16 protein-coding genes and 2 tRNA genes are annotated in these 23,982 nt (G+C 68.8%); 15 read left to right on the top strand and 3 right to left on the bottom strand.

The window, feature by feature from the left end; genetic code table 11:
- Positions 1-14: 14 nt before the first annotated feature.
- From nuoN to pnp, 9 genes are all read left to right on the top strand, one after another.
- Complete coding sequence (gene nuoN / locus SLW55_RS11395; protein WP_026143462.1) at positions 15-1,490, top strand: NADH-quinone oxidoreductase subunit NuoN; 1,476 nt, start codon at positions 15-17, stop codon at positions 1,488-1,490.
- A 207-nt stretch (positions 1,491-1,697) separates the two neighbouring features.
- Positions 1,698-1,774: transfer RNA gene (locus tag SLW55_RS11400), tRNA-Met, on the top strand.
- A 207-nt stretch (positions 1,775-1,981) separates the two neighbouring features.
- Positions 1,982-2,587 carry a ribosome maturation factor RimP gene (rimP, locus tag SLW55_RS11405; protein WP_152180887.1) on the top strand — a complete coding sequence of 202 codons (606 nt, stop codon included), beginning with the start codon at positions 1,982-1,984 and terminating at the stop codon, positions 2,585-2,587.
- Complete coding sequence (gene nusA / locus SLW55_RS11410) at positions 2,584-4,095, top strand: transcription termination factor NusA (protein WP_017908136.1); 1,512 nt, start codon at positions 2,584-2,586, stop codon at positions 4,093-4,095. Before rimP ends, nusA begins: the two co-directional genes overlap by 4 nt.
- A gap of 95 nt (positions 4,096-4,190) precedes the next feature.
- The gene (infB, locus tag SLW55_RS11415) at positions 4,191-6,902 is read left to right on the top strand and encodes a translation initiation factor IF-2 (RefSeq protein WP_267096791.1); all 2,712 of its coding nucleotides are present in this window, start codon (positions 4,191-4,193) and stop codon (positions 6,900-6,902) included.
- A 113-nt stretch (positions 6,903-7,015) separates the two neighbouring features.
- Positions 7,016-7,429, top strand: a complete 414-nt coding sequence (gene rbfA, locus SLW55_RS11420; protein ID WP_267093802.1) for a 30S ribosome-binding factor RbfA — start codon at positions 7,016-7,018, stop codon at positions 7,427-7,429.
- A 201-nt stretch (positions 7,430-7,630) separates the two neighbouring features.
- Positions 7,631-8,557 (top strand): tRNA pseudouridine(55) synthase TruB, encoded by a 927-nt coding sequence (gene truB / locus SLW55_RS11425; protein ID WP_267099513.1) that lies wholly within the window; start codon positions 7,631-7,633, stop codon positions 8,555-8,557.
- 203 nt (positions 8,558-8,760) lie between these two features.
- Positions 8,761-9,021, top strand: a complete 261-nt coding sequence (gene rpsO / locus SLW55_RS11430) for a 30S ribosomal protein S15 (protein ID WP_003467392.1) — start codon at positions 8,761-8,763, stop codon at positions 9,019-9,021.
- A 164-nt stretch (positions 9,022-9,185) separates the two neighbouring features.
- Positions 9,186-11,294, top strand: a complete 2,109-nt coding sequence (gene pnp / locus SLW55_RS11435) for a polyribonucleotide nucleotidyltransferase (RefSeq protein ID WP_017907567.1) — start codon at positions 9,186-9,188, stop codon at positions 11,292-11,294.
- Between the two features lie 361 nt (positions 11,295-11,655).
- On the opposite strand, the gene SLW55_RS11440 is transcribed toward pnp, so the two are convergent.
- Both SLW55_RS11440 and SLW55_RS11445 read right to left on the bottom strand, forming a co-directional pair.
- Positions 11,656-12,999 (bottom strand): EAL domain-containing protein, encoded by a 1,344-nt coding sequence (locus SLW55_RS11440; protein ID WP_320745143.1) that lies wholly within the window; start codon positions 12,997-12,999, stop codon positions 11,656-11,658.
- A gap of 108 nt (positions 13,000-13,107) precedes the next feature.
- Positions 13,108-13,428: a DUF3175 domain-containing protein gene (locus SLW55_RS11445; protein WP_152239657.1), complete on the bottom strand. Its 321-nt coding sequence runs from the start codon at positions 13,426-13,428 to the stop codon at positions 13,108-13,110.
- Between the two features lie 544 nt (positions 13,429-13,972).
- Here SLW55_RS11445 and SLW55_RS11450 point away from each other — a divergent pair.
- The 5 genes from SLW55_RS11450 (at position 13,973) to SLW55_RS11470 (ending at position 22,987) form a co-directional block, all read left to right on the top strand.
- Entirely contained in the window at positions 13,973-18,316 is a 4,344-nt protein-coding gene (locus tag SLW55_RS11450) for a DEAD/DEAH box helicase (protein WP_320745144.1), read from the top strand.
- A 439-nt stretch (positions 18,317-18,755) separates the two neighbouring features.
- A complete protein-coding gene (locus SLW55_RS11455; protein WP_320745145.1) occupies positions 18,756-20,423 on the top strand; it encodes a methyl-accepting chemotaxis protein in 1,668 nt (555 codons plus the stop codon).
- A gap of 81 nt (positions 20,424-20,504) precedes the next feature.
- Positions 20,505-22,187, top strand: a complete 1,683-nt coding sequence (locus tag SLW55_RS11460) for a CHASE3 domain-containing protein (RefSeq protein ID WP_295930965.1) — start codon at positions 20,505-20,507, stop codon at positions 22,185-22,187.
- Between the two features lie 11 nt (positions 22,188-22,198).
- Positions 22,199-22,720, top strand: a complete 522-nt coding sequence (locus tag SLW55_RS11465; protein ID WP_267099516.1) for a chemotaxis protein CheW — start codon at positions 22,199-22,201, stop codon at positions 22,718-22,720.
- An 84-nt stretch (positions 22,721-22,804) separates the two neighbouring features.
- Entirely contained in the window at positions 22,805-22,987 is a 183-nt protein-coding gene (locus SLW55_RS11470; protein WP_043092554.1) for a hypothetical protein, read from the top strand.
- 193 nt (positions 22,988-23,180) lie between these two features.
- On the opposite strand, the gene SLW55_RS11475 is transcribed toward SLW55_RS11470, so the two are convergent.
- Positions 23,181-23,256, bottom strand: a tRNA-Ala gene (locus tag SLW55_RS11475).
- 232 nt (positions 23,257-23,488) lie between these two features.
- On the opposite strand from SLW55_RS11475, the gene SLW55_RS11480 reads away from it, so the two are divergent.
- Positions 23,489-23,893: an H-NS family nucleoid-associated regulatory protein gene (locus SLW55_RS11480; protein WP_010344215.1), complete on the top strand. Its 405-nt coding sequence runs from the start codon at positions 23,489-23,491 to the stop codon at positions 23,891-23,893.
- The last annotated feature ends 89 nt before the right edge of the window (positions 23,894-23,982 follow it).

The following is a 23,982-nucleotide window of genomic DNA, read 5'->3' on the forward strand; positions in this document are numbered from 1 at the left end:
CCAGAGATTTGATGATGACCACCCCTGCGCTGCTGCCTCTGACCACCGTCGACCTGCCGCCCCTGCTGCCCGAGCTGGTGCTGACCGCCGGTGCCTTCTTCCTGCTGATGCTCGATCTGTTCATCAGCGAGCGCAACAAGGCCTGGACCCACATCGTCTCGGTGGCGATCCTGGTCGCGGTGTTCGCGATGCTGCTGGCCGGCGTGGGCGGGCAGGGCGAGGTGTTCAACGGCATGTTCGTGCGCGATGCCGCCGCCGACGTGATGAAGACGGTGATCGTGGGCCTCAGCGCGCTGACCCTGATCTATGGCTGGAGCTACCTGCGCGAGCGCAAGCTGTACCAGGGCGAGATCCCGGTGCTGGTGCTGTTCGCCACGGTCGGCATGATGATCCTGGTCTCGGCCGGCAGCCTGCTGATGGTCTACCTGGGCCTGGAACTGCTGGCGCTGTGCTCCTACGCGCTGGTCGCTTCCAACCGCGACAACGGCATGGCCACCGAAGCGGCGATGAAGTACATCGTGCTCGGTTCGCTGGCCTCCGGCCTACTGCTGTACGGCATGTCGCTGATCTACGGCGCCACCGGCACGCTGAGCCTGAGCGGCATCCACGAGGCGATCGGCAACGGCCGCGAGCACATGCTGCTGCTCACCGGCACCGTGTTCATGATCGCCGGCGTCGCCTTCAAGCTCGGCGCCGCGCCGTTCCACATGTGGCTGCCGGACGTCTACCAGGGCGCCCCGGCGCCGATCGCGCTGTTCATCAGTTCGGCGTCCAAGCTGGCCGCGTTCGGCATGGCCTACCGCCTGCTGGAAGTGGGCGTGGGCCCGCTGGCGGCGCAGTGGCACTGGGTGATCGGCGGCCTGGCGGCGCTGTCGCTGGTGGTCGGCAACCTGATGGCGGTGGCGCAGAGCAATCTCAAGCGCATGCTGGCGTATTCCACGGTCTCGCACATCGGCTTCCTGCTGCTGGGCGTGGCCGGCGGCGGCGAGCGCGGCTATGCGGCGGCACTGTTCTACGCGATCTGCTATGCGGTGATGTCCACCGCCTCGTTCGGCGCGATCATCGCGTTGTCGCGCAAGGGCTTCGAGGCCGAGAACATCGACGACTTCAAGGGCCTGAACGCGCGCAACCCGTGGATGGCGCTGCTGGTGCTGTGCATCATGGCCTCGCTGGCCGGCGTGCCGCCGTTCCTGGGCTTCTGGGCCAAGCTGGCGGTGCTGGGCGCGGTCGTCGCGGTGCCCGACCAGAACCTGTGGTGGACCGGCCTGGCGGTGCTGTCGGTGCTGTGCGCGGTGATCGGCGCGTTCTACTACCTGCGCGTGATCAAGGTGATGTATTTCGACGAGCCGGTCGGCACGCCGCTGCCGGCCAACGACGACCGCGTGCTGGGCGTGGCGCTGGGCGTCAACGCGCTGGGCCTGCTGGCCTTCGGCCTGGCCTGGAGCCCGCTGATGGCGTGGTGCCAGCGCGCCTTCGCGCACCTGGCCTGATCGCGAAAGGGCGGTTTTCCCGCTGTTTTCCGCCAACGCCGCCGCAAGGCGGCGTTGGCGTTTTTGCATTCGGCGATGCGATTGTTGTTTCGTTTTCCATCGTGTGCGGTTATCATGGCGTCCTTCGAACGGCAGCGTCGCTACCGCATCGAGATGAAAATCAGGGCTTGCAATCGACGCACTGATTCTTCATAATTCCGCTTCTGCTGCGGGGTGGAGCAGTCTGGCAGCTCGTCGGGCTCATAACCCGAAGGTCGCAGGTTCAAATCCTGCCCCCGCTACCATCTTTGTCTGCAGCGGCAACCAGTGCATCGGTTGTCTGCGGCAGGGAAGTTTGGGCTTCGCGATGACGCATGTTCCCGTCGTCGCAACCGGAATCCAGCGTGACCGGAGTTTTACCGGACAAGGGGCCCAGAGGGCCCTTTGTCGTTTCCGGGGTCCGGGAAATGCACGCAATCGACTTTTCAACCTTTTCAGATGCAAGGCAGGCTGTGAGCGACAAGGCAAACGAAATCGCGACTCTGCTGGGCCCGACCGTGGACGCGTTGGGCCTGGAACTGCTGGGCGCGGAATATCTTCCGGCCCCCGGCGGCGCCACGCTGCGCCTGTACATCGACGTGCCGCTGGCCGAGCAGCCCGAACGCGTGGTCAATATCGACGACTGCGAGCGGGTCAGCCGCGAGGTCTCGGCGCAACTGGACGTGGAAGACCCGATCAGCGGCAACTACACGCTGGAAGTGTCCTCGCCGGGCGTGGACCGGCCGCTGTTCAGCGCCGAACAGTTTTCCCGTCACCTCGGCGAATCGGCCAAGGTGGTGTTGAAGCTGCCGCAGCAGGGCCGTCGTCGCTTGCAGGGGCGCATCGTGCAGGCCGACGCCGCTGCCGGCCGCATCATCTTCGAGGTCGACGGCGCCGAACTGGCGGTGGACTTCGACAACATCGACAAGGCGCGGATCATGCCCGACTGGGCGGCGCTGGGTCTGGCGCCGACCAAGCCGGGCAAGGGCCCGAAGCCGGCCGGCAAGAACGCAAAATCCAATAAGAAACCATCCAACGAACCGGCGGCCGACGAGGCTGCGCGCGGAGCGAAAGAATGAGCAAGGAACTGTTGCTGGTAGTCGACGCGGTGGCCAACGAAAAGGGCGTGCCGCGCGAAGTGATCTTCGACGCGATCGAGGCCGCATTGGCGTCGGCGGCGAAGAAGCGCTACCCCGACCAGGACGTGCTGACGCGCGTCACCATCGACCACAAGGACGGCACCTACGAAACCTTCCGGCGTTGGGAAGTGGTGGCCGACGATGTGGTGATGGAATCGCCCGACCGGCAGATCCGCCTGATGGACGCGGTCGACGAGGCCGAGGGCGTGGACGTCGGCGACTACATCGAAGAGCAGATCGAGAACCCGGACTTCGGCCGCATCGCCGCGCAGGCCGCCAAGCAGGTGATCGTGCAGCGCGTACGCGAGGCCGAGCGCCAGCAGGTGGTGGACGCGTGGAAGGATCGCGTCGGCGAGCTGGTCACCGGCGTGGTCAAGCGCGCCGAGCGCGGCAACATCTACGTGGACCTGGGCGGCAACGCCGAGGCCTTCATCCCCAAGGACAAGGGCATTCCGCGCGACGTGCTGCGCGCCGGCGACCGCGTGCGCGGCTACCTGGCCGAAGTGCGTTCGGAGCCGCGTGGCCCGCAGCTGTTCATCAGCCGCGCCGCGCCGGAATTCATGATCGAGCTGTTCAAGCTGGAAGTGCCGGAAGTGGGCCAGGGCCTGGTCGAGATCAAGGCCTGCGCACGCGATCCGGGCGACCGCGCCAAGATCGCGGTGCTGGCGCACGACACCCGCACCGATCCGATCGGCGCCTGCATCGGCATGCGCGGTTCGCGCGTGCAGGCGGTGTCCAACGAGCTCAACGGCGAGCGCGTGGACATCGTGCTGTGGAACGACAACCCGGCCAACTTCGTCATCAACGCGATGGCGCCGGCCGAGGTGCAGTCGATCATCGTCGATGAAGAGAAGCACTCGATGGACCTGGCGGTGGCGGAAGACCGCCTGGCCCAGGCGATCGGCAAGGGCGGCCAGAACGTGCGCCTGGCCAGCCGCCTGACCGGCTGGCAGCTCAACGTGATGACCGCCGAGCAGGTCGCGGCCAAGTCCGAGGCCGAGCAGGCCGTGGCCCGCCAGCTGTTCATGGACAAGCTGGAAGTGGACGAGGAGATCGCCGCGATCCTGGTCGCCGAGGGCTTCAACTCGGTCGAGGAAATCGCCTACGTGCCGGTCGGCGAGTTGCTGGCGGTGGAAGGCTTCGACGAGGACATCGTCGAGGAATTGCGCGCGCGTGCCCGCGACGCGCTGCTCAACGAGGCGCTGGCCGCCGAGGAGAGCGACGACGACGGTGTGCCGGCGGCGGACCTGCTGTCGCTGCCGGGCATGGACGAAGCCACCGCCTACGCGCTGGCCGGCCATGGCGTACGTACCAGCGAGGACCTGTCGGATCTGGCTGCCGACGAAATCCTCGAGTTCGGCATCGAGGACCTGGACAAGGACCGCGCCGCGGCCCTGATCCTGGCCGCCCGCGCCGAGGAGATCGCCCGCCTGGAGCGCGGCGAATGAGTCAGCGATGAATGCCGCCCTGACCCGATCAGGGCTTAGAATCCGCGCTACCTTCGCACGCGGCGAGGGGGCGCCAACCAGATCATAGGATCCGAATGTCGCAGCAAACCACCATCCGCAAGCTGGCCGAACTGGTGAACACGCCGGTCGAGAAACTGCTGGTTCAACTGGCTGACGCCGGGATGAAGTTCAGCGGTCCCGATCAGGTCGTCACCAGCACCGAAAAGATGAAGCTGCTGGGCTTCCTGCGCCGTACCCACGGCAAGACCGACAAGCCGGTCGAGGAAGAGGCCCAGGCGGCGCCGAAGAAGATCACCCTGAACCGGCGCAAGCTGCAGGAAGTGACGGTCAGCGCCGGGCGCAGCAAGACCACGGTCAACGTCGAGGTCCGGCAGAAGCGCACCTACGTGAAGTCGGCCGAGGACCTGGCCGCCGAGCGTGCGGCGCCGTCCGCGGGCGGACGGGTGGACGACGAGCGCGCCGAGATCCTGCGCAAGCTGGAGGAATCCAAGCAGCGCAATCTGGCCGAACAGCAGAAGCTCGCCGAGCAGGACCGCGCGCGCGCCGAGGAAATCGAGCGCAAGCGCAAGGCCGAGCAGGAAGCGCGCGAGCGTGCCGAGGCCGAGCAGCGTGCGGCCCAGGCCGCGCTGGACGCCGAGTCGGCGCCGCCGGCTGCGGCGCCGTCCGCGCCTGCCGCCGACCGCAACGCCCCCGCCGCCGCGCCGCGCGCGCCGCGTCCGCCGATGGCGCCGCGTCCGGCCGGCGCCGCGCATCCGGCCAAGCCGGCCGCGCCGCGCAGCGACGACCGCAACAATGCCAACAACAAGCACAAGACCCGCGGCTCGCACGTGATGGTTGCCGGGGTCGAGGACGACGACAGCACCAGCCGCTTCGCCGGCCAGCTGCATCTGTCCGCGGCCGACCGCGCGCGCCGTTCCAACGTGCGCGGCAAGCCGCGCGGTGGCAGCCACAGCGGCGGCCGTCGCCAGGCCGAGCCGTCGCGCAGCGGCGGCGGCGCGCACGGCTTCGAGCGTCCGACCGCACCGGTGGTGCGCGAAGTGGCGATCGGCGACACCATCACCGTGGCCGACCTGGCGCAGAAGCTCGCGCTGAAGGGCGGCGACGTGGTCAAGGCGCTGTTCAAGATGGGCGTGATGGCCACCATCACCCAGACCATCGACCACGACACCGCCGCGCTGGTCACCGAGGAACTCGGCCACAAGCCGGTGCGTGCGGGCAGTGCCGACGCCGAGGACGCGCTGCTGGCGCACACCGAGGACGCGCAGGGCGAGAAGCTGCCGCGGCCGCCGGTGGTCACCATCATGGGCCACGTCGACCACGGCAAGACCTCGCTGCTGGACTACATCCGCCGCACCAAGGTCGCCTCCGGCGAAGCCGGCGGCATCACCCAGCACATCGGCGCGTACCACGTCGAGACCGACCGCGGCGTCATCAGCTTCCTGGATACCCCGGGCCATGCCGCGTTCACCTCGATGCGCGCGCGCGGCGCCAAGCTCACCGACATCGTGGTGCTGGTGGTCGCGGCCGACGACGGCGTGATGCCGCAGACGGTCGAGGCGGTCAAGCATGCGAAGGCGGCCGGCGTGCCGCTGATCGTGGCGGTCAACAAGATCGACAAGTCCGGCGCCGATCCGCTGCGGGTCAAGAACGAGCTGCTGGCGCAGGACGTGGTCGCCGAAGAATTCGGTGGCGACACCCAGTTCGTCGAACTCTCGGCCAAGACCGGCCAGGGCATCGACGTGCTGCTGGACGCGATCTCGCTGCAGGCCGAAGTGCTGGAGCTGCGGGCAGTGGCCGAAGGCCGCGCCAGCGGCGTGGTGATCGAGTCCTCGCTGGACAAGGGCCGCGGCCCGGTGGCGACGGTGCTGGTGCAGCAGGGCGCGCTGAAGAAGGGCGACTACCTGGTGTGCGGCATCCAGTACGGCCGCGTGCGTGCGCTGTTCGACGAGACCGGCAAGCAGCCCGATTCGGCGGGTCCGTCGATCCCGGTGCAGGTGCTGGGCCTGTCCGGCGTGCCGGATGCCGGCGACGACTTCGTGGTCGTCGACGACGAGCGCCTGGCCAAGGACGTGGCGCAGCAGCGCGAGACCAAGCGCCGCGAGTCGCGCCTGGTGTCCTCGGCGGGCAGCCGCATGGAAGACATCATGTCGCAGCTCGGCAAGGGCGAAGGCCAGCTGTCTCTGAACCTGGTGATCAAGGCCGACGTGCAGGGTTCGGTGGAAGCGCTGAAGCAGTCGCTGACCGCGCTGTCCAACGAGCAGATCCGCATCAACGTGATCCACTCCGGCGTGGGCGGCATCACCGAGTCCGACGCGAATTCGGCGCTGGCCTCCAAGGCCACGGTGATCGGCTTCAACGTGCGTGCCGACGCCTCGGCGCGGCGCATCATCGAGACCAACGGCATCGACCTGCGGTACTTCTCGATCATCTACGACGTGATCGACCAGGTGAAGCAGGTGGCGTCCGGCCTGCTGGGCGTGGAGATCCGCGAAGAGATCATCGGTATCGCCCAGGTGCGCGACGTGTTCCGCAGCTCCAAGTTCGGCGCCGTCGCCGGCTGCATGGTCGTGGAGGGCGTGGTCAAGCGCAACAAGCCGATCCGCGTGCTGCGCGACAACACCGTGGTGTTCGAGGGCGAGCTGGAATCGCTGCGTCGCTTCAAGGAGAACGTCGACGAAGTGCGCAACGGCACCGAGTGCGGTATCGGCGTGAAGGCCTACAACGACGTCAAGGCCGGCGACCAGATCGAGTGCTTCGAGCGCATCGAAGTGCAGCGTACGCTGTAAGAGCCGGGAATCGGGAATCGGGATTGGGGAATGGGAGGAGCGGGGCGCTGCAGGTGCGTCGCTCGTCCCAGACCCTTCCCGATTTCTTTATTCCGAACAGAGAGATTTTCGCTATGCCCACCAAATCCTTTCACCGTACCGATCGCGTGTCCGCGCAGATCCGGCGCGACCTTGGCACGATCGTGCATGCGGCCGTGCGCGATCACGGCCTGCCGTCGGTCAGCGTGTCCGACGTCGAGGTCACCCGCGATCTGGCCCATGCCAAGGTGTTCGTCACCGCGTTGATGCAGGAACGCTCGGCCGAGGCGGTCAAGGGCCTGAAGGAGCTGGCGCCGCAACTGCGCAGCGAGCTGGCGCGGGCGATGAAGCTGCGCCACGTGCCCGAACTGCATTTCCACTACGACGATTCGGTCGATCGCGGCGAGCGCATCGACAATCTGCTGCGCGACATGCCGGAACTGCAGCAGGAGCAGGACGACGGCGGCCCTGCCGCCGACGACGCCGACACGGCGCCGCGCAAGGACTGAGTCCGCTGCCGACGCCGCGGCGTCGGCGTCCAGTGTTCGAGTGCGGGCGCCCAACGCGAGCGTCCGTTTCGCAGTCGCGATCGCGGCGCTCTTTCATCCGTCTGGCGTCACGCTGTTCCATGCGTGCCGTTCGCCCGCGCCATGCCGGGGTCGGATCCGCCAATCCCGAATCCCCAATCCCGAATCCCCGCCCAACCCCCCATGCCCGTCTTCGGCCCGCGCCTGCCTCGTATCGTCTTCCGTCGCCTCGACGGCATCGTGCTGCTCGACAAGCCGATCGGCATGAGTTCCAACGCGGCGCTGCAGGCGGCGCGGCGGCTGTTCCGTGCGGAGAAGGGCGGTCACACCGGCAGCCTGGATCCGCTCGCCACCGGCCTGCTGCCGCTGTGCTTCGGCGAGGCGACCAAGCTGGCCGGGCTGCTGCTCGGCTCGGCCAAGGCCTACGAGGCAGAGGTCGTGCTCGGCATCACCACCGACAGCGACGATGCCGAGGGCGCGGTGCTGCGCACCCGACCGGTGCCGCCGCTGGACGCAGCGACCCTGGAGGCGGCGCTGGCACCGCTGCGCGGGCGTATCCGCCAGCGCGCGCCGATCTACTCGGCGCTCAAGCAGGGTGGCGAGCCGCTGTACGTCAAGGCGCGCCGCGGCGAGGCGATCGAGGCGCCGGAGCGCGAGGTCGAGGTGCATGCGATCGACGTGCTCGCCCACGCCGGCGACCGCCTGCGTCTGCACGTGGCCTGCGGGTCCGGCACCTATATCCGCAGCCTGGCCCGCGACCTGGGCGAGGCGCTGGGCTGCGGCGCGCATATCGCCGCGCTGCGGCGGCTGTGGGTGGAGCCGTTCCGGACACCGCAGATGGTCACCCTGGAGCACCTGCAACACCTGGCCGCGCAGGATCCGGCAGCCCTGGAAACGCTGGTGCTGCCGTTGGCCGCGGGCCTGGCCGATTTCCCGCCGCTGCGCCTGGAACATGCTGCGGCGCAGCGCTTCCGCATGGGCCAGCGCCTGCGCGATCCGGCCTGGGCGCCCGGCCTGGCGGCGGTGTTCGACGCCGACGGCGTCCCGCTGGGCCTGGGTCAGGTCGATGCGAGCGGGCTGCTGGCGCCGCAGCGCATGTTCAATCCGTGACCGCGCGGCGGTCGCGCGAGGTGTTACCTGACTGTCGTTCAGTCATGACGCGGTCTTAACGCCTTGTTCCTCCGGGCCGAGGCCGGTACAATTTCGCGGCCTTTCCGGCACGCTGCGCTCCGGCGCAATCCTTCGCAATCGGCGAGCCAGGCGGTGCGTCCTCTGCACGTTCCTGCCGGCCCCGCATCTCAGAGAAAAATCCCATGTCCATCGACACCCAGAAAGTCATCGAAGAAAACAAGCGCGGCGCTGCCGACACCGGTTCGCCGGAAGTCCAGGTCGCCCTGCTGACCGCCCGCATCGAACTGCTGACCGGCCACTTCAAGACCCACAAGAAGGATCACCACAGCCGCCGCGGCCTGCTGCAGATGGTCAACCGCCGCCGTAGCCTGCTCGACTATCTGAAGAAGAAGGATGGCGAGCGCTACAAGGCGCTGATCGAGAAGCTCGGCCTGCGTCGCTGAGTCAACGAACCCCACCGCGGCGCAGCGATGCGCCGCGGTTTTGTTTTGGGTAGTACCGTGGCCCGGGGATCGCTCCGCGCCACCGGCCGGATCCTCCCGGCCACCCGCCAGCGGCATGGGCCGTCAGCGGTCCATTTGCAGACAGCATCATCCAAGGAAACCCCGTGGCAAAAATCACCAAAACCTTCCAGTACGGCAAGCACACCGTCACCCTCGAAACCGGCGAGATCGCCCGCCAGGCCGGCGGTGCCGTCATCGTCAAGATGGACGACACCGTACTGCTGGTCACCGCCGTCGCCGCCAAGAGCGCGCGCGAAGGTCAGGACTTCTTCCCGCTGACGGTCGACTATCAGGAGAAGTTCTACGCCGGCGGCCGCATCCCCGGCGGCTTCTTCAAGCGCGAGGGCCGTGCGACCGAGAAGGAGACGCTGATTTCGCGTCTGATCGACCGTCCGATCCGTCCGCTGTTCCCGGAGGATTACAAGAACGAAGTGCAGATCATCGCCACGGTGATGTCGATGAACCCGGACATCGACGGCGACATCGCCGCGCTGATCGGCGCCTCGGCCGCCCTGTCGCTGGCCGGCACCCCGTTCAAGGGCCCGATCGGCGCCGCCAAGGTCGGCTACAAGAACGGCGAATACATCCTCAACCCGACCGTGTCGGATCTGAAGGAGTCGCAGCTGGAGCTGGTCGTCGCCGGTACCGCCAACGCGGTGCTGATGGTCGAGTCCGAAGCCGCGCTGCTGTCGGAAGAAGTGATGCTGGGCGCGGTCACCTTCGGCCATCGCGAGATGCAGAAGGTCATCAACGCGATCAACGAGCTGACCGTCGAAGCCGGCACCAAGCCGTCCGACTGGGTCGCCCCGTCCAAGAACGAGGCCATGATCGCCGCGCTGAAAGAAGCCGTCGGCGAGCAGCTGGCCGCCGCGTTCCAGGTGCGCGACAAGCTGCAGCGCCGCGACGCCATCGCCGCGATCAAGAAGGACGTGCTGGCGCAGCTGGCGCCGCGCGCCACCGCCGAGAACTGGGTCGCTGCCGACCTGGCCAAGGAATTCGGCGAGCTGGAATACCAGACCATGCGCGGTTCGGTGCTGAGCACCAAGGTGCGCATCGACGGCCGTGCGCTGGACACCGTGCGCCCGATCAGCGTGCAGGCCGGCGTGCTGCCGCGTACCCACGGCTCGGCGCTGTTCACCCGCGGCGAGACCCAGGCGATCGTGGTCACCACGCTGGGCACCGCCCGCGACGGCCAGGTGATCGACGCGGTCTCCGGCGAGTACAAGGAAAACTTCCTGTTCCATTACAACTTCCCCCCGTACTCGGTGGGCGAGTGCGGCCGCTTCGGCGCGCCCAAGCGTCGCGAGATCGGCCACGGCCGCCTCGCCAAGCGCGGCGTGCTGGCGGTGATGCCGACCATGGAAGAGTTCCCGTACACCATCCGCGTGGTCTCGGAAATCACCGAATCCAACGGTTCCTCGTCGATGGCTTCGGTCTGCGGTTCGTCGCTGGCGCTGATGGACGCCGGCGTGCCGGTGAAGGCGCCGGTGGCCGGTATCGCCATGGGCCTGGTGAAGGAAGGCAACGACTTCGTGGTGCTGTCGGACATCCTGGGCGATGAAGATCACCTGGGCGACATGGACTTCAAGGTCGCCGGTACCGCCGACGGCGTGTCCGCGCTGCAGATGGACATCAAGATCGAAGGCATCACCGAAGAGATCATGAAGCAGGCCCTGGCGCAGGCCAAGGCCGGCCGCCTGCACATCCTCGGCGAGATGGCCAGCGCGCTGACCACCCCGCGTGCGGAGCTGAGCGACTACGCGCCGCGCCTGCTGACGATCAAGATCCACCCGGACAAGATCCGCGAAGTGATCGGCAAGGGCGGTTCGACCATCCAGGCGATCACCAAGGAAACCGGCACCCAGATCGACATCCAGGACGACGGCACCATCGTCATCGCCTCAGTCAATGCGATCGCCGCGCAGGCGGCCAAGTCGCGCATCGAGCAGATCACCTCGGACGTCGAGCCGGGCCGCATCTACGAAGGCAAGGTCGCCAAGATCATGGACTTCGGCGCGTTCGTGACCATCCTGCCGGGCAAGGACGGCCTGGTGCACGTCTCGCAGATCTCCAGCGAGCGCGTGGAGAAGGTCGGCGACAAGCTGAAGGAAGGCGACGTGGTCAAGGTCAAGGTGCTGGAAGTCGACAAGCAGGGCCGCATCCGCCTGTCGATGAAGGCCGTGGAAGAAGGCGAGGGCGCGTCGGCCGAATAAGCCGCACGCTGCCAGCGTCGTTCCAGGAAAAAGCGGGCTTCGGCCCGCTTTTTTCTTGCCTGGCGTTTGCGCAGGCGCGACGCGGCGTCAACGGTGACGTCCTGTCGCGGCTGGCGCCGCTCCTGCACAGGATGACGGAGCATTTGGCCCGCGACTTGGCCGAGGCTGCCAGCGATCGCTGGAGAGCATCTGCAGATGCGCTGACAGCGGCCCAGGGTCGGCGAGGGTGGGGGGCGCGCGTCCGTAGCGCACGCTTTCGCAGGAGCGGCTTCAGCCGCGACCAGGCCGGCATGGCGATCTTGGGAATGCCTGGGGGGTGATCCCGAACTGGGGACCAGCGCCGCGCCTGCGGTGGGCGTTCTCAGCCGCTGCTGTCGTCTTCGATCGCCGGATAGCGCGCCAGATGCGCCGATAGCGGTCCGGGGTGGGCTAGCTGGTAGCCCTGGCCGTAGCGCGCGCCCAGCGCCTGCAGTGTCGCCAGTTCGCTCTCGGTCTCGATGCCTTCGACGACCACGTCGGCATTGGTTTCCGCGGCGAAGGAGAGGATGGCCATCGCCAGCCGCTGCCGGCGCGGTTCGGCGTCGATGCCGCGGGTCAGGGTCAGGTCCAGCTTGATGATGTCCGGCGCCAGGTGCAGCAGATGGCGCAGGCTGGCGAAGCCGGTACCGGCGTCGTCCAGGGCGATGCGCAGGCCCTGCCGCTGCAGCAGGCCGATGTGCTCGGAAAGGCGTGGGTAATCCGGCGCCTGCAATTGCTCGGTGATTTCCAGCACGATCCGCGACAGGTCGTGGCCGTGCAGCAGCGCCTGCAACTGCGGATGCAGCAGCGTCGGTGCGGACACGTTGATCGCCAGATACAGCGGCGCCGGCAACTGCGCAAGCACCTCCAGCGCCTTGCGCGCGGCGGCCAGCTCCAGTTCCAGTCCCAGCCCGACCCGGCTGGCATCGTCGAACCAGCGCAGTGGCGGCAGCGCCGGATTGGCCGGAAAGCGCGACAGTGCCTCCACCCCGACGATGCGTTGCGATGCCAGCGCCAGCACTGGCTGGGTCACGATCTGCAGGCGCGTCTCGGCGATGGTTTCGCGGATGCGGGTGGCGATCGCCGCCTTCTCGCGAAATGCGTGTTTCTCCAGATCCTGGCGGCGCGCGATGTCGGTCTGCAGTGCGGCGCGGTCCATCGCCAGCGCCAGCGTCGCGCCGACCAGGGTCGCCAGCAATTCCAGCGTGCGCACGTCCTGTGCGCTGTAGGCGTTGGGGTGCGGCGCGAGGACCTTGAGCACGCCGATGCTGCGGTCGCCGTAGCGCAGCGGCACCACCAGCATCGAGCGCAAACCGATGCGCCGGCAGGCCGCGCGATCCACGCGCGGATCGACTTCCGAATCGTCGCAGCGCAAGACCTCGCCGGTCCGCATGCACAGCCCCGACAGGCTGCCGTTGCTGGGCAGGCGCAGGCCGAGGTGGCGCTCGGCGACGCCGCTGGCCGACCAGTACAGCATGTCCTTGCCGTCGCACATCTCCACCACGGCGCCATTGGAGCGGGTCAGCTCCTGCGCGCGGCGGGTGACCACGTCGACCACCTGCAGCGGATCGCCGCCGGCCGCGGCGATTTCGCCCTGCGCCAGGATGATGCGCGACAGCAACGCCGCGTCGTCCTGGGTCGCGGCGGCGTGCTGGATGAGGTCCGAAATGTCGGATGCCTTGGCCATGTACGCATCATGTGGCAGTGCGTCGGAGGACGGCAATCGCGCGGCGCGCGCTTCGCCCAGGCAGCGTGCGGAACTGATCGCTCCATCACGCTGCGCGCGTGCGCGTGCTCAGTCGCCAGCGCCACCCTTGCGCGGCTTGCCGTACAGGCTGCGCAACTCGTCCTTGGCCTGCTCCAGGATCTGGCGGCGCTGCGCCGGCAACTGGTCGCCGGCGCGATTGATGTAGAAGGTCAGCATCGACATGGCCGAGCGATACGGACCGGTGCGGCGGCGGGCGTGCAGGTCGGCCGACTGCTTGAGCGCGCGCGCGATCGCGGCCGGATCGTTGCCTTCGAACACGTTCGGCGCGATGCCGAGCGACTGTTGCGCGTCGCTGCCGCGGCGCTGGTTGAGGTCGGTGCTGGAGAGTGACGGGCTGCTCTGTGCCATTGGTGATGCTCCTTGGCGATGGCGGTGGAGAGGTACAACGCATGCGCAGTCCCACAGTGCAGGACCCGATGGCGGATGCCGCCGCCATCGCTGCCGCACGCCGCGAGGCGACGGCAGTTCGACGTCGAAGGGAGAGGAAGGCGGACGCGGCGCGAACGCGCGCCGCCGCGATCGCGTGTGCGGGTCGTGGAGCGTCCCGCGCGCGTGATGGGCGATGCCGTTGTTCGCTGGTGTTGCCGTGCCGCATTCCGTTCCCAGAAGCGAAGCTTGTGCGTGATGCGCAAACGCTAGGCCGGGATACGTGACGCCGTCGACAACATAACCGCGCTACGCGGAGCGAGTGGTAGACATTATGTCGTTCGATGAACGCTTAATGGAAAAACCCCTAAAAACAGGGCTCGCGCGAGGTTGCGCTTGATTGCCTGGATAACGTCACCATTTTCATTGCCGAGAAAATGGCGCAAGACATCCAGCTGGACAATCCGCACAGGCGGCATCGTCGGCGCGCCCCAGGTTGGTTGCGACGCTGACACAAGGAGATCGCATGTCGTTGGCGCAGGCGCGCTTCCATCCCGCCGTTGCACGCTGGTTCGAGCAACGTTTCGCGGCGCCCACGCCGGCGCAGGCGGCGGCGTGGCCGGCGATCCAGGCCGGACGGCATACGCTGGTCGCCGCGCCGACCGGCTCGGGCAAGACCCTGACGGCATTTTTGGCCGCGCTGGATGCGCTGGTCCGCGAAGGCCTGCGTGAAGGCGGCCTGCAGGACCGTACCCAGGTGTTGTACGTGTCGCCACTGAAAGCGCTTTCAAACGACATCCAGCTCAATCTCGAGGCGCCGCTGCAGGGCATTCGCGCCGAACTGGCGGCGCTGGGTTTGCCGGATGTGTCCATTCGCACCGCGGTACGCACCGGCGACACCCCACAGCGCGAGCGCGCGCAGGCGCGGCGGCGCCCGCCGCATGTGCTGGTGACCACGCCGGAGTCGCTGTACGTGCTGCTCGGCTCGGTGTCCGGGCGCGAGACGCTGCGCCACGTGCGCACGGTGATCGTCGACGAGATCCACGCGCTGGCGGCGAACAAGCGCGGCAGCCATCTGGCGCTGTCGCTGCAGCGCCTGCAGCAGCTGTGCGAGGTGCCGCCGCTGCGCATCGGCCTGTCGGCGACGCAGAAGCCGATCGAGGCGGTCGCGCGTTTCCTGGTCGGCAGCGCCGCGGTGCACGACGGCGTTGCCGACTGCGCCATCGTCGACATCGGCTATGCGCGTGCCCGCGACCTGGCGCTGGAGGTGCCGCCGACGCCGCTCAGCGTGACCATGTCCGCCGACCAGTGGCAGCAGGCGTATACGCGCCTGGCCGAGTTGGTGCGCGCGCACCGCACCACCCTGGTGTTCGTCAACACCCGGCGCATGGCCGAGCGCACCGCGCGGCACCTGGGCGAACTGCTCGGCACGCAGGCGGTGGCGGCGCATCACGGCAGCCTGGCGCGCGAGACCCGGCTGCTCGCCGAGCGCCGGCTCAAGGCCGGCGAGCTGCAGGTGCTGGTGGCCACCGCCTCGCTGGAACTGGGCCTTGACATCGGCGACGTCGACCTGGTCTGCCAGCTCGGCTCGCCGCGTTCGATCGCCGCGTTCCTGCAGCGCGCCGGCCGCTCCGGCCACGCGGTGGGCGGCACGCCGAAGGCGCGCTTGTTTCCGCAGTCGCGCGACGACCTGGTCGAGTGCGCGGCCTTGCTGGATTGCGTGCGCCGCGGCGAACTGGATGCGCTGCGCATGCTCGATGCGCCGCTGGACGTGCTCGCCCAGCAGCTCGTCGCCGAGGTGGCCTGCCAGGAGTGGGAGGAAGACGCGCTGTACGCGCTGGTGCGTGGCGCCTGGCCGTATGCGGCGTTGCCGCGCGCGCAGTTCGACGCGGTGCTGCGCATGCTCAGCGAAGGCTTCAGCACGCGGCTGGGGCCGCGCGCCGGTTACCTGCATCGCGATGCGGTGCATCGCCGCGTGCGCCAGCGCCGCGGCGCGCGGATGGCGGCGCTCACCTCCGGCGGCACCATCCCCGAGACCGGCGACTACAGCGTGGTGCTGGAGCCGCAGGCGCAGACCATCGGCACGGTCAACGAGGATTTCGCGGTGGAGAGCCTGGGTGGCGACGTGTTCCAGCTCGGCAACGCCAGCTACCGCATCCTGCGCGTGGAAGCGGGGCGGGTGCGGGTGGAGGACGCGCGCGGCGCACCGCCCAACATCCCGTTCTGGATCGGCGAGGCGCCCGGGCGCAGCGACGCGCTGTCGCTCGGCGTGTCGCGGCTGCGGGCCGAAGTCGCGCAGGCGCTGGAGCAGGGCGGCGCGGCGCAGGCGCTGCAGTGGCTGTGCGGCCCGCTGGCGCTGGACGCCGCCGCCGCGCAGCAGATCGTCGATTACCTGGGCCGCGCGCATGCGGCGCTGGGCGCCTTGCCGACCCAGCAGTGCATCGTGCTGGAACGCTTCTTCGATGCCACCGGCGGCACCCAGCTGGTGATCCACAGCGTCTACGGCAGCCGCATCAACCGCGCCTGGGGCCTGGCCCTGCGCAAGCGCTTCTGCCGCACCTTCAATTTCGAGCTGCAGGCGGCCGCGACCGAGGACGCGATCGTGCTGTCGCTGTCGACCCGGCACAGCTTCGCCCTGGACGAGGTGGCACGCTATCTGCGCGCCGCGTCTGCGCTGGACGTGCTGGTACAGGCGCTGCTGGACGCGCCGCTGTTCGGCGTGCGCTGGCGCTGGAACGCCACCAACGCGCTGGCGCTGCCGCGCTTCACCGGCGGGCGCAAGGTCGCGCCGCAACTGCAGCGGATGAAGTCCGAGGATCTGCTGGCCACGGTGTTTCCCGACCAGGTGGCCTGCGCGGAGAACCTGGTCGGCGAGCGCGAGATTCCCGAGCACCCGCTGGTGGCGCAGACCCTGCGCGACTGCCTGGACGAGGCGATGGACAGCGACGGCTGGCTGCAGCTGCTGCGCGGCATCGAGGCCGGCGAGGTGCGCGTGCTGGCGCGCGAGCTGACCGCGCCCTCGCCGCTGGCGGCCGAGGCGCTCGACGCGCGGCCCTATGCCTTTCTCGACGACGCGCCGCTGGAAGAGCGGCGCACCCAGGCGGTGCACAGTCGCCGCTACCAGGATCCGCACAGCGCCGACGAGCTCGGCCAGTTGGACCCGCAGGCGATCGACGCGGTGCGCGAGGAGGCCTGGCCGCAGCCGCGCAGCCGCGACGAGATGCACGAGGCGCTGCTCACGCTCGGGGTGGTGAGCGTGGACGAGGCCGCCGCGCAGCCGCAGTGGCGGCAGTGGTTGGATGAACTGGCTGCCGACGCGCGCGCCACCTGCCTGTACGGTGTCGACGGCGCCGCGGCGGCGTTGTGGGTGACGGCCGAAGCGCAGGCGGCGGTGGCGCCGCTGTACCCGCAGGCCAGCGCGGGGCCGGCCATCGCCAGTCCCGAGGGCTACGCGGTGGCCGACTGGGACCGCGACAGCGCGCTGCGCGAGTTGCTGCGCTGGCGGCTGGCAGGCCTGGGGCCGGTCACTGCGGCCACGCTGGCCGCGCCGCTGCACCTGCCGCTGCGCGAGGTGCAGGCCGGGCTGCTGGCGCTGCAACAGGACGGCTATGTGCTGGCTGGCCGGTTCAGTGCCCACGCCGATGCCGAGGAGTGGTGCGAGCGGCACCTGCTGGCACGCATCCACCGCTACACCCTCGGCCGCCTGCGCCGCGAGATCGAGCCGGTGGCGCCGCGCGACTACGCGCGCTTCCTGTTCCGTTGGCAGCATCTGGACGCACAGGGCCAGGTGGAGGGCGCCGAAGCGCTGGCCGCGGTGCTGGCGCAACTGGAGGGCGTGGAGGCCGCGGCGCCGCTGTGGGAGGCGGAACTGTTGCCTGCGCGGGTGCGCGACTACCGCCCGGCCTGGCTGGACGAGGCCTGCAGTGCCGGCCGCACGCTGTGGACGCGGTTGCGCCCCGGCGCTGGCGGCGCCGCGCCGACGCTGCGCAGCACGCCGATCCTGTTGCTGCCGCGATGCAGCGCCGGGCAGTGGTCGCGGCTGTCGCCAGCGCCGGACGCCGATGCGCTCGGCTCGCGCGCGCGCAAGGTCGCCGACCATCTCGCGGCGCATGGCGCCTCGTTCTTCGACGAGATCGCCGCGGCCACCCGCCTGCTCTCCACCGAACTGGAGACGGCGCTGGCCGAGCTGGTCGCCGCCGGTCGGGTCCACTGCGACAGCTACGCCGGCCTGCGCGCCTTGCTGGTGCCGGCATCGAAGCGCCCGTCGGCGCTGTCGCGGCGGCGGCCGCGCATGGCGCTGTACGGCGGCATCCAGGATGCCGGGCGCTGGGCGCTGTTGCAGGCCGGCGCCGAGGCCGACGACCCGGCCGCGCGCAGCGAGGCGGTCGAGCACGTCGCGCTGACGCTGCTGCGCCGCTACGGCGTGGTCTGCTGGCGCCTGCTCGAGCGCGAGGCGGCATGGCTGCCGCCGTGGCGCGAGCTGTTGCGGGTCTACCAGCGCCTGGAGGCGCGTGGCGAGATCCGCGGCGGGCGCTTCATCGATGGCCTGTCCGGCGAACAGTTCGCCCTGCCGGAGGCGATCGGTCTGCTGCGGCAACTGCGCCGCCAGCCTGGCGACGGCACCTGGGTGTGCGTGGCCGCCTCCGATCCGGCCAATCTGCTCGGCAGCGTGCTCCCGGGCACGCGGCTGCCACGCGTGGCGGGCGCGCGCGTGCTGTACCGCGACGGCGTGCCGATGGCGAGCTGGGTCGGCGAGCGTTTCGAGGCGCTGCAGCAGCTCGATGCCGAGGAACGCGTGCGCGCGCAGCGCTTGTTGCGCGGAGCCACCGCGGCGGAACGACGTACGGTCGCGGCGCTGCCGATGGTGTGAAGACGCGGCGCCATGCATGCGCTCGCGCATTGCGAGGGCGGGCATATCGGCGCCGCTTTCACATTCTGTCTACAAATTAAAGGGGTTGGTATCCCACTTCGCCTTCGGTGCAAAACCGGGGTCATCTGCCATTGCAGAACAACTGCGGCATCCGCGCCGCAGACGCCCAGGCGCTTTCTTCACACGCGTCGAGTGCTGCGCCGCAATGCCCGTTGCGCATTCATGCAACGTCGCCGCAGCGCTCGCGCTATGCGGAATTCCGCAGTTTTCACGCGATTTAAAGGCGCTGTCGATGACGCCGATAGCCCTCACGCACAGACGTTGCGGCGCAGCGTCCTCGCTCCTCAGAGCGAGTGTGTCCACTCCGCGAGGCGCTGCGGAAGACGGCTGGAGGCGCTCACTTGCGCAACCGGACGCACACAAAGAATCGGGGTACACCATGTTGGGCAATATGAAAATCGGAGTCAGGCTGACGGCGGCGTTCCTGATCGTGGCGGCGATCGGCGCCTGTATCGGCTGGGTCGGCATTCGCAACTCCGGCCGGATCAACGACTACGCCACGGTGCTGTACGAGCGCGAACTGCTCGGCCTGTCGCACCTGAAAGAGGCCAACATCAATCTGATCAACGCCGGCCGCTCGCGCGCCAACCTGCAGTTGGCCAGTACGGCGGAGGATCGCGCCAAGCACATCGCCAGTCTCGACAAGTACACCGCCAAGGTGGTCGAGCACATGGACAAGGCCAGGACCTCGTTCGACGACCCGGCCACGCTGGCCAAGCTGGCCCGCTTCGACCAGGTGTGGAAGACCTACCTGGAGCGGCGCGGCCAGTTCGTCGACTCGGTGATGCGCGAGCCGCTGCCGCAGGGCAATGCGCAGCTGGCGGACCTGTCGAAGGGCGTGCGCAGCAGCTCCGACGAACTGGATGCGCTGATGTCCGAACTCAGCGAAACCAAGGAAGCCAACGCGGCGCGTGCCAACGACGCCACCGACGCGATCTATGCCAGCAGCACCCGCACCATGCTGGCCATCGTGATCGGCGGCGTGTTGCTCGGCGTGGGCCTGGGCGTGTTCATCAGCCGCAGCGTGACCCGGCCGATCGGCAAGGCGGTCAGCGTGGCCAATGCGCTGTCCGAGGGCGACCTGAGCATGTCGATCGAGGTGCGCGGCCGCGACGAGACCGCACAGCTGCTGCTGGCGATGCAGCGCATGGTCGAGAAGCTGCAGCAGGTGGTCGGCGAGGTCAACGCCAGTGCGCAGAGCCTGGCCGGCGCGTCGGAAGAAGTCAGCGCCACCGCGCAGTCGCTGAGCCAGGCCTCGACCGAACAGGCCGCCGGCGTGGAAGAGACCAGCGCCTCGCTGGAACAGATGACCGCCTCGATCGCGCAGAACACCGACAACGCCAGGATCACCGACGGCATGGCCGCGCAGGCGGCGCGGGAAACCCTGGAGGGCGGCGAGGCGGTGGTGGCCACGGTCGCGGCGATGAAGCAGATCGCGCAGAAGATCGGCATCATCGACGACATCGCCTACCAGACCAACCTGCTGGCATTGAACGCGGCGATCGAGGCTGCGCGCGCCGGCGAGCACGGCAAGGGCTTTGCGGTCGTCGCCGCGGAAGTGCGCAAGCTGGCCGAGCGCAGCCAGGTGGCCGCGCAGGAGATCGGCGAGGTCGCCGGTTCCAGCGTGGAACTGGCGGAGAAGGCCGGTCAGCTGCTGGAGACCATCGTGCCCAGCATCAAGAAGACCTCGGATCTGGTGCAGGAGATCGCTGCCGCCTCGCAGGAGCAGTCGTCCGGCGTCACCCAGATCAATGCGGCGGTGGTGCAGCTGAGTCAGATCACCCAGCAGAACGCGACCGCCTCCGAAGAGCTGGCGGCCACCGCCGAATCGATGAGCACGCAGGCCGTGCAGTTGCAGGACAGCATGGCGTTCTTCCAGTTGTCCGCCGGCACGCGCCGCGCCACGCACGCGCTGGACGACGGCGAGGCGGTGGCGCCGCTGCGTGCGGCTGGCTCGCGCTGGGCGCCGCGTGCGCCATCCGTCGCCGCGCGCCGTTCCGTTGCAGGCAATCGCGACCGCAGCGAAGCGCTGCTGGGCCGCGTCTGATCCATTCCCTGGCGGCGCCTGCCGCGCCGCCAGTTCCGTGTCGCTGTCGTTGTCACAACTGCCCATTGTCGGGAGAGTGCCGTGCTGAAGAATCTCAAAATCGCAACCAAGCTCTACGGCGGCTTCGCCGTGGTCCTGTGCATCCTGCTGGCCCTGGCCGGCGTGGCCTACTTCAACGTGTCCGCGTTGTCGCAGGCCAATTACTGGAACACCCACACCTACAAGGTGATCGCCGAAGTCGATGCCGCGCTCAGCAGCCTGATCAACATCGAGACCGGCACGCGCGGCTTCTCGCTGACCGGCGAGGACGCGTTCCTGCAGCCCTACCGCGACGGCGTCGCCAGCTTCGAAAGCCACCTGCGCACGGCGCAGGAGCTGACCGCCGACAACCCCAAGCAGCAGGAGCGCCTGAACGCGCTGAAGCAGACCCAGGCGCAATGGCTCAGCCAGGCGGTGCATCCGCAGATCGCGCTGCGCAAGAACGTCAACGATGGCCAGGCGACGATGGAGGCGCTGAGCGCTGCGGTGCGTGCTTCCAAGGGCAAGGCCTACATGGACGCGATGCGCGATCGCATGGCCGAAGTGCGTCGCGCCGAGAGCGAGTTGCTCGCTGCGCGCGCCACCGAGGCCGAGCAGTTGCAGCAGCGCACCAACCTGACCCTGATCGTCGGCAGTCTGGTCGCGGCACTGTGTGCCTCGTTGATCGGTTTCCTGATCGCGCGGTCGCTGATGAGCGAACTTGGCGGTGAGCCGAGCACGGTGATGGAAGTGGCCTCGCGAATCGCGCGCGGCGATCTCACCGTGCAGGTGCCGACCCGCCCCAACGACAGCACCAGCGCGATGGTGGCGCTGCAGGCGATGGTCGAGCGACTGGCGGAGGTGGTGGGCGAGGTCAATGCCAGCGCGCAGTCGCTGGCCGGTTCCTCCGAGGAAGTCAGCGCCACCGCGCAGTCGCTGAGCCAGGCTGCCACCGAGCAGGCCGCCGGCGTGGAGGAGACCAGCGCCTCGCTGGAGCAGATGACCGCGTCCATCGCGCAGAACACCGACAACGCCAAGGTCACCGAGGGCATGTCGGCGCAGGCGGCCAAGGAAGCGGTGGAGGGCGGCGACGCGGTGCTGGCGTCCACCCAGGCGATGAAGCAGATCGCGCAGAAGATCGGCATCATCGACGACATCGCCTATCAGACCAACCTGCTGGCGCTGAACGCGGCGATCGAGGCCGCGCGCGCCGGCGAGCACGGCAAGGGCTTTGCGGTGGTCGCCGCCGAAGTGCGCAAGCTGGCCGAGCGCAGCCAGGTGGCCGCGCAGGAAATTGGCGAAGTCGCCGCCAACAGCGTCGGCCTGGCCGATCGCGCCGGCAGCCTGCTCGGCACCATCGTGCCCAGCATCAAGAAGACGTCGGATCTGGTGCAGGAGATCGCCTCGGCCTCGCAGGAGCAGTCCTCCGGCGTCACCCAGATCAACCTGGCGGTGTCCCAGCTCAGCCAGACCACACAGCAGAACGCGGCGGCCTCCGAGCAACTGGCGGCGACCGCCGAACAGATGAGCACCCAGGCCGAATCGCTGCAGCAGGCGATGGGATTCTTCCGCCTCAGCCGCGAACAGGACCTGGCCGCGCCGCGCCGTGCCGCGCCGGTGGCGCCGAGGCCGGCCGCCACCCGGCCGCTGCGCAACGCCGGCAAGGCCCTGCGCCCGCGTGCGCGCCCGGTGCCGGCCTACGCGCTGGCGGATGCGCCGGACGAAGGCCAGTTCGTCAACTTCTGAAGGGGAAGAACATGCACAACGATCGCTACGAGAGCGCGGCCGAGCACGCGCCGCAGGGTGGCTGGCAGTTCCTGACCTTTCAGCTGGACCGCGAACTGTTCGGGCTCAACATCGCCGGCATCCACGAGATCATCGAGTACCGTCCGCCCACCCCGGTGCCGACCATGCCGGCCTGCGTGCGCGGGGTGATCAACCTGCGCGGCGCGGTGGTGCCGGTGGTGGACCTGCAGTCGCGGCTCGGCCGCGCGCCCAGCCAGGTCACCCGGCGCAGCTGCATCGTCATCGCCAGCGCCGCCACCGACGAGGGCGGCGGCGCGCAGTCCTTCGGCCTGCTGGTGGATGCGGTCAACGAGGTGCTGGAACTGCCGCCGCAGCAGATCGAGGCGCCGCCGGCCTTCGGCAGCGATATCCGCCGCGACCTGCTGCAGGGCATGGGCAAGCTGGAGGATCGGCTGGTGATCCTGCTGGACCGCGCGCGGCTGCTGCGCAGCGACGACATCGCCGAGGTCGGCGCAGCGGCGCTGGCGGCGTGACGTCAGGTAGGCCGTGATCCATGCATCACGGCGGCCTCGCTAGGGTGGCGGCGAACGGGCATCCGCCCCAGCGAGGTGCAGACCATGGCAAAAGACGAGACCACCCAGTCCGGCAAGCAGCAGGGCATCCACGAGGGCCGGCAGGACCGTGCCCAGGACGACACCGCCAAGCAGCGGCCGGGCCTGGAAGACCAGAAGCTGCGCGAGGCGCACGAGCGCGGCCCGCGCTCCGGCCAGGGCGAGGCGGCGCAGGACGGGCACGACTGAGCGATGCGGCGGCGAGGAGCGGAGTGCATCCCGCTTCCCGTTCCGTCAGGACGACGGCCAAGGACTGCCTGGCGCGCCAGCGGACGGCGCACCCCGCGCGATCGAGCGCGGCCAGGCCCAAGCTCGGCCAACAAAAAAGGCCAGAGAGCCTGGTGGCTGTCTGACCTCGTTTGCACCGTCGAAGACGGCAAGATGGTGGAGCGGAAGGGGATCGAACCCTCGACCTTCGCATTGCGAACGCGACGCTCTCCCAGCTGAGCTACCGCCCCACATCAGACGCGTAGTGTAACTGGGCACGGGGCCGCGTGCCAAGGGGGCAGTGCAACATCGGCGGCGCCGGGGCAGGGGACCGGTCGGGCCGGAAAACGTGTTCGCCTTTTGTCTACAGCGCGCGCATGGAGTCGATATACTCGACGGCCGAAATCCCCCGCGGTGATTTCGTTCCGGACGAAATATACCGTCCGCCTCATACCTTTTTACCTAAATACAGGTCTTTTACACATGACGGAAGTTCGCAACTTGCAACAGATCGCCGAAGCCAAGGCCAAGCTGCAGGAAGAAATGCGCAAGCTGGAAGAGCAGGAGCGGCAGGCGCGCGAGGGCGAAACCAATGCGGCGCACGCCAATGTGCTGTCGCTGCTGGAGCAGTTCGCCGAGTTCTTCAGCGCCAAGCAGCGCAACGAGATCGCCGCCTACGTGACCAGCGCAGCGCCCAAGCCGGCCAGCAGCAAGTCCGCCGGCGGCCGCAGCGAGGTCAAGCCGAAGTACCAGTTGCCGCACACCGGCGAAACCTGGTCCGGCCGCGGTCGTACGCCGAAGGCGTTCGCCGCCTGGGAAGGCACCGCCGCCTACAACGAATGGAAGGCGCGCCATCCGGATCTGAAGTTCCCGCTCTTCAAGTATTGAGCGAACGAAGAAAGGCCAGGAATTCCTGGCCTTTTTTTATGCCCGATCGTTGACCCGATCGCGCTGCGCGGACGAGGCGGCGCGATCGG

It is taken from the genome of Xanthomonas sp. LF06-19 (assembly GCF_034105425.1).
GTDB lineage: Bacteria > Pseudomonadota > Gammaproteobacteria > Xanthomonadales > Xanthomonadaceae > Xanthomonas_A > Xanthomonas_A sontii.

Excerpts from the sequence above, each read along its gene's own strand:
- SLW55_RS11480 (WP_010344215.1), top strand. The coding sequence starts at position 23,489 with ATGACGGAAGTTCGCAACTTGCAACAGATCGCCGAAGCCAAGGCCAAG.
- rpsO (WP_003467392.1), top strand. The coding sequence starts at position 8,761 with ATGTCCATCGACACCCAGAAAGTCATCGAAGAAAACAAGCGCGGCGCT.
- rbfA (WP_267093802.1), top strand. The coding sequence starts at position 7,016 with ATGCCCACCAAATCCTTTCACCGTACCGATCGCGTGTCCGCGCAGATC.
- nusA (WP_017908136.1), top strand. The coding sequence starts at position 2,584 with ATGAGCAAGGAACTGTTGCTGGTAGTCGACGCGGTGGCCAACGAAAAG.
- SLW55_RS11445 (WP_152239657.1), bottom strand. The coding sequence starts at position 13,428 with ATGGCACAGAGCAGCCCGTCACTCTCCAGCACCGACCTCAACCAGCGC.
- nuoN (WP_026143462.1), top strand. The coding sequence starts at position 15 with ATGACCACCCCTGCGCTGCTGCCTCTGACCACCGTCGACCTGCCGCCC.
- infB (WP_267096791.1), top strand. The coding sequence starts at position 4,191 with ATGTCGCAGCAAACCACCATCCGCAAGCTGGCCGAACTGGTGAACACG.
- truB (WP_267099513.1), top strand. The coding sequence starts at position 7,631 with ATGCCCGTCTTCGGCCCGCGCCTGCCTCGTATCGTCTTCCGTCGCCTC.
- SLW55_RS11465 (WP_267099516.1), top strand. The coding sequence starts at position 22,199 with ATGCACAACGATCGCTACGAGAGCGCGGCCGAGCACGCGCCGCAGGGT.
- SLW55_RS11450 (WP_320745144.1), top strand. The coding sequence starts at position 13,973 with ATGTCGTTGGCGCAGGCGCGCTTCCATCCCGCCGTTGCACGCTGGTTC.
- SLW55_RS11440 (WP_320745143.1), bottom strand. The coding sequence starts at position 12,999 with ATGGCCAAGGCATCCGACATTTCGGACCTCATCCAGCACGCCGCCGCG.
- SLW55_RS11470 (WP_043092554.1), top strand. The coding sequence starts at position 22,805 with ATGGCAAAAGACGAGACCACCCAGTCCGGCAAGCAGCAGGGCATCCAC.
- SLW55_RS11455 (WP_320745145.1), top strand. The coding sequence starts at position 18,756 with ATGTTGGGCAATATGAAAATCGGAGTCAGGCTGACGGCGGCGTTCCTG.